We start from the raw sequence: 9,578 nt of genomic DNA on the forward strand, positions 1-9,578 counted from the left end.
GTCAGGGACGACCCCGGTCGTCCCTGACGGCTCCCTGTAAAACGTTCATCAAAAGCGCTCCTCACCCCTCTCCGGGGGTTCGTCGGCCCGGAAAATCTCCGATTTTCCGGTGTCTCAAAATCGCCGCGCGAAGTTGATGGCTCGAAAGACCGCAGGTCTTTCGGTGGAGATGCTAGCGACTGGCGGTTGTGTCGGTTGCTGTTTTTGACGTCTGTGTAGACGGCCTACCGCGAAACTATGGTAGTCCTCACGCGCCCGGAACGACGTGCGTCACGCCGACCGTCTCCAACACCATCCAGACGAGAAACAGACAGTAGAACGCGAGCAGTCCCCACGATTCCGTTTTCGAGAGCGTTAGCTCGGTGCGAAGGAAGCCGAAGACGACGACGGTGGCGAACGTGAGAAAACCCATCAGCGGGACGGCGACGGAGAAATCGATATCCGCCGACCCGGCCACGAGCACGCCCGCCGGAACCGCGATGAGCAAGTCGAAGACGTTGCTCCCGAGGACGTTGGCGAGGCTGGTCACGCCGTCGTTCTCCTTCGCGGCGCGGACGCTCACGAGCGTATCGGGGAGACTCGTCCCGGCGGCGACCACGGTGAGTCCCCAGATGAAATCCGGCGTGTCGAACAACCCACCGAACCCGAGGGCGGCTTGAACCAACCACTCGACCGCGACGGCGATGAGGACGAGGCTGGCGAGGAGCGCCATCCACTCCCGAAGCGGCGAAATGCCGTCGGTCGATGCCTCCGCGTCGTAATCCTGTGTGTCCTGCCACTGCGTGAAGATGTAGACTGCATACAGCCCGACGGGGAGGAGCGCGAGCGGTCGCGTGACCGTCCCGCCGAGGCGCATGTCGGCGACGGGGTGATAGATGACCGCCAGCGAGAACGTGATCATCACCACCGAGACGGCGATCATGTAGAACTGTGCTTCCTTGTAGACGACCGAGCGGTCGGCCTCGACGCCGTCCGCGAAGATGCCAGCCAACGCCGGGATGACGAGTAGGTTGAAAATCGCCGACCCGACGATGGCGCTCACGCCCAGATCGAACGCGCCGTGGACGTACGTCGAGACGACCGTACTCGAAAGCTCCGGAAAACTCGACCCGACGGCGACGACGATGGCCCCTTGGACGACCGGTGGGAGGCCGTAGTACGCCGAAAGCCGCTTGCTCGCCCGTTCCAGCATGTCGCTCGCCTTCCAGACGACCGCCGCCCCGACCAGCGCGAGCAGGACGAACCACCCGAATCCGGAGACCATACGCTCCGTTTTGCGTGAGACCTCTTAAAATCGAACAGTCGAACGAGGAACCGAATTCAGTCGAGTTTTTCGGCCGCGTCGCGCTCGATGAGCGGCCCGGCGTTCTGGGTCGGGAGCGCGACCACGTCCTCGCTCGAAAGTTCGTATTCGCGCTCGTCGACGCCGAGAATCGAACCGACGTCCTGCGTGATGCGGACCATGGTCCGGTCGTCCGAGAGGTCGGGTTCCGATTCCTCTGCAGGTTCCGGTTCGGATTTCGACTCCGGTTCGGATGCGCTCGTTTCCGGTGCATTCGAGAGGTTATCGGGCCGTGCATCCGCGCTATCCGGTGCGACCGTTGTGCTCCCATCGGCTTCCGTCGCCGTCGGTTCGGGTTCCCGAGCGCTCGGTGCGGGCGACGCCGGTTCGGACTCACCCGACTCGTCGTCGCCCGTGATCGCTGCCGCTTCGGCGCTCGGGCGGTCGTCGGAAGCAGATTCTGGGTCCGATTTCGACGTCGGTTCGGGGTTCGTTCGGGACGCACGTTGATTTTGGGTCCCGGTCCCGGATTCGGTCGACGATTCGGTAGGCGCGGAATCCTCGCCCGACAGCACTTCGAGGACAGTCGTCTTGTTCGACTCGATCCGTCCCACGAGATCCGAAAACAACACCTGCTCCTCGCTGGTCAGTCCTTCCTCGTCGGCCGGAATCCCGGCCGCGGCGAGGCTCGCACGTTTGACGACCTTGCCGACGCGGCGCTCGTACACCGCCTCGACGACCTCCTCGGCGGTCTGTATTTCGTCGGTCAGCCGATTGACTTCGTCGGAATCGAACGGGTCGCTCGCCCGTTCGGCGGCCCGCTCGCGCTCCTCGCGAAGACCACGGATGTACTCGCCGACGTCACCGTAAAACGACTCGCGCAGATGCTGTAAGCTATCCTTCGAACGCTCCTTACTCTGCACACTGCGGAGTTCGTCGAGATTCATTCTTTCCCCTTTTCTGCCCGGTCACGCACCATAAGAAAGATGGCGACGTATTCGGGAATCGATATATTGCCCGCCGGGAGCCTAAAGCTTTCGCCCCGGAGCGAAAGTTGTGTCTCCGACGGCAGTTCGACCATCACCTCGTCGGCCGTGAACGTCTCCGGAATCGCGTCCCGAAGCGGATCGAAGTCCGTCAGTTCGTCGCGGGGAATCCGTTTGACCGCCAAGCCACTGCCGCCGTGGAGGCTCCCCGGCAGGCGAATGAGTCGGTGGGTGTCGGTCGTGACGGGTTCGTCCACCGCCGCGCTTTCGGCCGCGAACACCTCGTCCACAAGGATCCGCGCCAACTGGTAGAAGGCGGGGTGAACGTCCACGTTGCCGCCCTCGATCTCACGGCGGTTGTTCTTCGCGGCGTTGTACGCGCCCCGTGCCTTTCCGGAGCCGATGCCATCGTACTCCTGCAATCGGTCGAGCGCATCGGCTTCGTCCATCGAGAGGAGTTCGTCGACGAACGTACAGACGTGTTCGTGAACCCGGCCACCCCATCCGCCCTCGGTCGGGAGGGTTCGCTTTTGGGTCGGGTTTTTCAGGCCGAGTCCGGCGACCGTTTCGGTCTGCACCAACGATTCGAACTCGATTTCGTTCGCCATCACGTAATCGACGACCTCGCGCCGTCCCTCGCGGTCCAATCCTTTGACGTGCTCGTCCCGGACGTGAACGTGATATCCTCGACCACCGGAAAAGACGACCGTCAGGTCCTCGAATCCGAAGTCCCCTTCGAGGATGTCGAGCAGGTCGAGCAGTTCGTCCTTACACCGCGCGAGCATCTCGGCGTAGGACGTTTCCTCGGTGACGCCCGGCAGGTGGTCGGCGTCCAAGTCGAAGACGAGGTCCGCACTCCGCCAGCGCTTTGCCTCCATCGTCCCCGCGCCGGGGTCGTGATAGCGCCCGGCGGAGAAGTAGACGTGGCGCGGACGTTCGCGTTCGAGAAAGCCGCCGAGGGTGCCCAAATCGAGCAGGGAGTTGTGCCGAACCATGGTCGTGCCGGACCCGGCAGTCCATGGGATGTAGCCCCACTCGCGTTCGTCGGCATCCGGCGGGAGTTCCGGCGCTACCGCTCGGTAGTGATCACGGAACCGGCCTCGCAGATACGCTCGCGTCCGCTCTTCCATCGTACGTTCATGAAACACCCACCCGATTAAAGCGTTGTTTCTTTGGATGGAGCAGTTGCTTTTGGATGGTGTTCGACGATCCGTATTCGTTACAACGCGCGGCCTCTAGTTACGCATGAAATCCGAGAGACGCTTGGCGATACTCTCCTCCTCTCCCAAGCGGAGGTAGTAGGCGTCGCCGCCGTCCTCGTAATAGTTGTCGATACGACGCTCGACGGCGAAGCCGAGGTGGCGGTAGAAGTCGAGCGCGTTCTCGTTCGTCGTTCGGGCGTGGCAGGTGACGGACGCGTGGTTGTCTGCGACTTTGGCGACGAGTCGCTGGCCGAATCCCTCACCACGGAACTCGGGTTCGACCGCGAGAAAGAGTATGTAGCCGTCGCGTCGCGCCGCCGCAAACCCAACCAACTGGTCGCCCTCGTCGTCCTCGGTGACGTAACAGTAAACGGTCGAGCGTCGATACGCGTCCGTGAAAAACCCACGTCGTTGCTTCAGCACGCCCTCCTCCTGCCGGATTCGTTCCTTCAGCTGCCACGCCTCCCCGACGTAGCGATTGTCGCCCGGCCCGACGACGCGCGTGTCGATATTCACACTCACTCTGTGGCAGTAATAGGCAAACAAATATAATTCCACCGGCATACAAATCCAGCGGGCGTGCGGAGTGACAACGCTGAAACTGACAGCGACCGAAGGGTACACGATGGGCTACGAACTCCGCGATCACACCGCAGATGTCGGCGTCGAAGCGGCCGGTGCCACACTCTCGGCCGCCTTCGCGGCCACCGCGGACGGCATGGCTGCCGCTATGCTGGACGAAGACGAAATTCCAGCGACGGGAGAGCGGTTCGACATCGAGATACGCGCCGAAAACCGGGAAGCGCTCCTCTTCGATTACTTGGACGAACTCATCTACCAGCGCGACGTTCGGGAGGTTCTCCCGGTCGATAACGATGTCACCATCGGTGGCGACGGAAACGGAAAATGGGAACTCACCGGCAGCGCACGCGGCGTCCCGCTCGCCGGACTCGGCGCACGGGAAATCAAAGCCGTCACCTACTCCGAAATGGCGATCGAGGAGACCGACGACGGCTGGCGCGCCTACGTCGTCTTCGACGTGTAGAAAGCGGGGGTCGGTTTCGTGTTCGAACGCGGGATGGTGGGGTTCGGTAATTGCTCTCCCGGAAAAACCGGATATCCCTCTTCGTAACGAGCGGGTGAGATTCTTCCAAACCTCATTCCGGAAGTCACACCCACTAAGAGAACCGGAATACCAACTCACGATCGATGTCCCCATCACGGTCCCCGAAATAGCTTCGGCGGTCGCCCCCGAACATCCTACGTATGAATACGTACACCGCGGGGGACATCACGCTCGAACAGGTGGAGGAGTACGTTTGGGAGATTCCACAGGGAGAAGGGATGGGGACGCCCGCGCGCGTCCTCGCCAGCGAGGAACTGCTCGCCGAAATAGCGGAGGACGAGACGCTCCAGCAGTTGCAGAACGCGACCAGTCTACCGGGAGTGGTGAAGTACGCGGTCTGCATGCCGGACGGACACCAAGGGTACGGCTTTCCGGTGGGTGGTGTCGCCGGAATCGACGCGGAAAACGGCTGTATCTCGCCGGGGGCGGTCGGCTACGACATCAACTGCGGCGTCAGGATGATGCGGACGAACCTGACGGCCGAGGACGTGCGGGGCCACGAGGAGGAACTCGTGGGGGAACTGTTCGACGCGATTCCGTCCGGATTGGGCGGCGGTGGCGTCATGGAGGCGGGAATCGACACGGTAAACGAGGTGCTGGACCGCGGCCTGGCGTGGGCGCTGGAGGAGGGCTACGCGACGGACGCCGACCTCGCACACTGCGAGGACGAGGGGGTTCGAGAGGAGAGCGACCCGGCAGCCGTCTCTGAGAAGGCAAAAAATCGCGGGAAAAACCAGTTGGGTAGTCTGGGCAGCGGCAACCACTTCCTCGAAGTCCAACGCGTGGCAGACGTGTTCCGTGACGACGTTGCGGAGGCGTACGGACTGTCCGAGGGCCAGATCGTCGTTCTCATCCACTGCGGCAGTCGGGGGTTGGGTCACCAGGTCTGTACGGATTACCTGCGAAAGATCGAGCGAACGCACTCCGACCTGCTGTCGCGGCTTCCGGACAAGGAACTCGCCGCGGCACCGGCCGGAAGCCGACTCGCCGAGGAGTACTACGCGGCCATGGGTGCGGCCATCAACTTCGCGTGGGTGAACCGCCAACTGGTCATGCACCGGACGCGGGAGGTGTTCGAGGACGTGTTCGACCGCCCGTGGCAAGCGATGGACATGGAATTGCTGTACGACGTGGCCCACAACATCGCCAAGAAGGAGACACACGTCGTGGGGGTTGGGCCGGAGGGCCAACCAGTGGGAGACGACGAAGCCGTCGACCGCGAGGAGCGAGAACTGTTCGTCCACCGGAAGGGCGCGACCCGGGCGTTTCCGGCGGGACATCCCGAGGTACCGGGCGCGTATCTCGACGTCGGTCAACCCGTCATCATCCCCGGCAGTATGGGGACAGGAAGCTACGTGCTCCGAGGCGGCGAGGCGTCGATGGAACGTAGTTTCGGCTCGACCGCACACGGTGCGGGCCGGGTGATGAGTCGCACGCAGGCCAAACGGGAGTACTGGGGCGAAGACGTTCGCGAGGAGTTGGCGGGAGAGCAAATCTTCGTCAAAGCCCAAAGCGGTGCGACGGTCGCCGAGGAAGCGCCGGGCGTCTACAAGGACGTGAACGAAGTCGTTCGGGTGTCCGACGCGCTCGGAATCGGCGACAAAGTCGCACGGACCGTACCAGTCTGCAACATCAAGGGGTGATTCGACCGGTATAATGCCACCCATCGAGTGATAGTTTCAATACTCCTTTCACCAATCAAAAGATATTGATAGCCAGGAAGACAATAGTGTTGACATATGCGACGACGAGCGTTGCTGGGCACGTTGGGGACGAGTGTGACGGCAGGCTGTTTGGGGAATATTCTCCACGATACACGGGTATCCCGATTTACGATCGACAATGACTCCGTTCCCGAGAAGTTCCCTGCCACGCTCTCGGCGGACCTACGCTCCGAACCCACGGCGGAACATCCGGCACGAATCCGCGTTCGGTTCGAATACACGGGCGACGAGCCCCGGTCGTTTCGGTTCAGCTACCCCGCCCCGTTCGCGGACACCCTCGGCATCGCGGCCGACGGCTCGAAACTCGTTCTCAAATACGAGGCCGATCCGGGGGACCATCACGACGGGTGTTGGTGGTCGAAGACGATTTACGGAGGGACTGCAACCGAGAATCGGCGGTTCGACCCCGACGAGGGGGCACACGTCGAGTGGTCGGTGCTGACCCACGAAGCGATGGAGTCCTGTTATCCGTCGGGAAGCTATCGGTTCGAGGACGAGTACACCGTCGCGGGGAGGACGTACGAATGGGGGGTTCACCTCAACGTGCACGAGTGAGAACGGGATCCGTGTCCACTACGTCCGAAAGTCGAAATTCGGAGCGTCTTCGGGGCGGAGCGGCACCTGTGGGTCGAGTTCCTCCCCGTTTTCGTATCGGATGAAGTTGAGGTAGTACAGTTCGCCACAGCCATCGCCGTCGGTTTCGCTCGCTCCACAGACGATTTCGACGCCGTCCGTGTCCTCGAAGTCGTCGTAGGCGTTGGTGTACTTCCATCCGTCCAGCGGGTCGGCAGTCACCGATTTGTCGGCCAGATTGGCTCGGCGTTCGAGCGTCGCAATCGCACCGCAGTGGGGGCAGTAGTATCGAACGGGAACGGTCATGGGAATCGGTTAGCGTCCGGCGAATGTAAACCGTTCTCCCAATTTAGTTGTCAACTTCGACCCTGGTGAAAGCGAACGTCGTTGTGGGCGGGCGGAACCCCCTCCAAACGTCATCACTGCCGACTCGGGACGATCGTCAAACCGAGGTCGGGAACGACCATCGATCGCAGACCCGGAACGACCGTCAACCGCAGACCCAGAACAATCTTGTAGCCCGACGAACTTCGTTAGGTCATGATAGACGAGACAGTCGAGGAGATACAGGAGATGCAAACACACAGCTCCTCGACCGTCGCGGTCAAGGCAGCGAGGGCGCTCTCGGACCTCAACGACCGCGATTTCGAGACGGTCGAGGAGTTCGAGCGTGCGCTCGACCACAACAGCAGCGTGCTCCGCCGGGCGAACCCCTCCCACGCGTCGCTCGTCACGACCCAACGTGCGATCGTGACGATGGTCACGGAGTCGGACAACGAGTCGGTCGAACAGGCAAAGGAGAACATGCAAGCGGCCATCGACAGCGTCGTCGAACAGGTCATGACCGCCAAGCGCCGTGCCGCCGAGAACGCCGCGCCGCTGTTCAAGGACGGCATGACGCTGCTGACGCACGATTACTCCTCCACCGTGCTGGAAGCCGTCGAAACCGCCGTGGCGAACGGTGCGTACCTCGACGTGTACGTCATGGAAGCCCGCCCACGCTATCTCGGACGGAAGACCGCCCGCGTGCTCGGCGAAGTCGACCAAGTGGACGTGACACTCATCATCGACAGCGCCGCCGGTCACTACCTGCCGGAGTGTGACCGCGTGTTCACCGGCATGGACTGCATCGTGGACGAAACCCTCTACAACCGCGTCGGGACCTTCCCGCTCGTCGCCACCGCGAACGAAGTCGGAGTCCCGGTCACTTCCGTCGGGTCCAGCGCGAAGATCGTTGGCGAGGCGTTCCGCTTCGAGAACGACTTTCGCTCCGGCAGCGAGGTCATCCGGGAACCGGCCGAGGGCTTCGCGGTCGCCAACCCGGCCTACGACGCTACCCCGACCAACCTCCTCAGCTCCGTCGTCACCGACGAGGGGACGTGGGAGTACTGAACTGGAAAACGAATCCTATTCGACGGCGACCCACTCGCCGCTCTCGTCGCTTCGCTCGATAGCGTCCAGCACCTTCTGAATCTCCAGCCCATCGTCGAAGTTCGGACGGTACTCCTCTCCTGATTCCACTGCTGTGAGGAACTCGTAGTCCTCGTGGACGAACGTGTGTTCCCAGCCGATGACGTGGCCAGGCGGCCACCAGTGGTCGATGTACGGGTCGGACTCGTCGGTCACGAGAACCGTCTCGTAGCCGCGGTCGTCGCCGCGCAGGACTTCCAGTTCGTTGAGCCGTTCGAGCGAGAACTTCAGGCTGCCCTCCGAACCGTGAATCTCGATGGAGTGGTCGTTCTTGTGCCCGTCGGCGAACCGCGAGGCCTCGAACGTCGCCATGACGTTTCCTTCCAGTTCGGCCTGCGCGGAGTAGGCGTCGTCCACCGTGACGGGTTTGGTCTCGCTTCCGTCTTCGGTGGGACGCTCGTCAACGAACGTCCGAAGGTGGCCGGACACGCGCTCCACGTCGCCAACGAGGAAACGCGCGAGGTCGATAGTGTGCGCGCCGAGATCGCCGAGCGCGCCGCTCCCCGCCAGTTCCTCGTCGTTGCGCCACGACCACGGCGCGTCGGGGTCCACCAGCCAATCCTGCAGGTAGCGCCCGCGGAACTGGTGAATCTCGCCGAGTTCGCCGTCCTCGATGAGTTCCTTCGCGTACTGAATCGCCGGGATGTACCGATAGTTGAACGCCGTAGCGGTGGGTACGCCCGCCGCTTCCGCGGCGTCGGCCATCCGCTCCGCGTTCGCGAGGTCCGCCGCGAGCGGCTTTTCACAGAGGACGGGAACGCCCGCCTCCAGCGCCGCGATGGACGGTTCCGCGTGGACGAAATTCGGCCCGAGGTTGTAGAAAACGTCCACCTCGTCGATCACTTCCTTCCAATCCGTACTCGTGTGTTCGAATCCCAGTCGCTCGGCGGCCTCCGCGAGCGCCTCCTCGTTCCGGCCGATGAGCGTGTGGCGTTCGATGTCCGGTGCGTCCGGGAAAAACATTGGCAGTCGCGCCATGGCGTTGGCGTGAGCCTTCCCCATGAATCGATACCCCAACACACCGATTTTCAGTGTCATGATCGGGTTTCAATTCTGCGGGAAGGGGCTTAGTGTTTGATGGCTAGGGCAAGGATGGACGATGGAATAAGGAGGAGTGAAATCGTGAAGTCAACGAGATACTATAAAGTACTATTCTCTACTGAATAGTACTGAAAGACACTACAACGTAGAGAGCGATTTCAGAGTCGTGGTTTT

10 protein-coding genes are annotated in these 9,578 nt (G+C 62.2%); 4 read left to right on the forward strand and 6 right to left on the reverse strand.

Features of this window, described 5'->3' with window-relative positions; all coding sequences use genetic code 11:
* Positions 1-247: 247 nt before the first annotated feature.
* The 4 genes from WBV42_RS04670 to WBV42_RS04685 form a co-directional block, all read right to left on the reverse strand.
* Positions 248-1,264 carry a sodium:calcium antiporter gene (locus WBV42_RS04670; protein WP_423984998.1) on the reverse strand — a complete coding sequence of 339 codons (1,017 nt, stop codon included), beginning with the start codon at positions 1,262-1,264 and terminating at the stop codon, positions 248-250.
* A 56-nt stretch (positions 1,265-1,320) separates the two neighbouring features.
* Positions 1,321-2,229, reverse strand: a complete 909-nt coding sequence (locus WBV42_RS04675; protein ID WP_423984999.1) for a hypothetical protein — start codon at positions 2,227-2,229, stop codon at positions 1,321-1,323.
* Positions 2,226-3,398, reverse strand: a complete 1,173-nt coding sequence (priS, locus tag WBV42_RS04680) for a DNA primase small subunit PriS (protein ID WP_423985000.1) — start codon at positions 3,396-3,398, stop codon at positions 2,226-2,228. The genes WBV42_RS04675 and priS overlap by 4 nt, the downstream gene beginning before the upstream one ends.
* A 105-nt stretch (positions 3,399-3,503) precedes the next feature.
* On the reverse strand, positions 3,504-3,992 hold the full coding sequence (locus WBV42_RS04685) for a GNAT family N-acetyltransferase (protein WP_066145533.1): 489 nt from the start codon (positions 3,990-3,992) through the stop codon (positions 3,504-3,506).
* A gap of 103 nt (positions 3,993-4,095) precedes the next feature.
* On the opposite strand from WBV42_RS04685, the gene WBV42_RS04690 reads away from it, so the two are divergent.
* From WBV42_RS04690 to WBV42_RS04700, 3 genes are all read left to right on the forward strand, one after another.
* Positions 4,096-4,515, forward strand: a complete 420-nt coding sequence (locus WBV42_RS04690) for an archease (protein ID WP_423985006.1) — start codon at positions 4,096-4,098, stop codon at positions 4,513-4,515.
* A 221-nt stretch (positions 4,516-4,736) separates the two neighbouring features.
* Positions 4,737-6,239: an RtcB family protein gene (locus WBV42_RS04695; RefSeq protein WP_423985001.1), complete on the forward strand. Its 1,503-nt coding sequence runs from the start codon at positions 4,737-4,739 to the stop codon at positions 6,237-6,239.
* Positions 6,240-6,335: 96 nt separating this feature from the next.
* On the forward strand, positions 6,336-6,875 hold the full coding sequence (locus WBV42_RS04700) for a hypothetical protein (protein WP_423985002.1): 540 nt from the start codon (positions 6,336-6,338) through the stop codon (positions 6,873-6,875).
* An 18-nt stretch (positions 6,876-6,893) separates the two neighbouring features.
* Here WBV42_RS04700 and WBV42_RS04705 read toward each other — a convergent pair whose 3' ends face one another.
* Positions 6,894-7,199 (reverse strand): hypothetical protein, encoded by a 306-nt coding sequence (locus tag WBV42_RS04705; RefSeq protein ID WP_423985003.1) that lies wholly within the window; start codon positions 7,197-7,199, stop codon positions 6,894-6,896.
* Between the two features lie 234 nt (positions 7,200-7,433).
* Here WBV42_RS04705 and WBV42_RS04710 point away from each other — a divergent pair, with 234 nt between their 5' ends.
* The gene (locus WBV42_RS04710) at positions 7,434-8,285 is read left to right on the forward strand and encodes a translation initiation factor eIF-2B (RefSeq protein WP_423985004.1); all 852 of its coding nucleotides are present in this window, start codon (positions 7,434-7,436) and stop codon (positions 8,283-8,285) included.
* Between the two features lie 15 nt (positions 8,286-8,300).
* On the opposite strand, the gene WBV42_RS04715 is transcribed toward WBV42_RS04710, so the two are convergent.
* The gene (locus WBV42_RS04715; RefSeq protein ID WP_423985005.1) at positions 8,301-9,401 is read right to left on the reverse strand and encodes a Gfo/Idh/MocA family protein; all 1,101 of its coding nucleotides are present in this window, start codon (positions 9,399-9,401) and stop codon (positions 8,301-8,303) included.
* Between the last annotated feature and the right edge of the window lie 177 nt (positions 9,402-9,578).

Source organism: Haladaptatus sp. (assembly GCF_049589095.1).
Classification (GTDB): domain Archaea; phylum Halobacteriota; class Halobacteria; order Halobacteriales; family Haladaptataceae; genus Haladaptatus.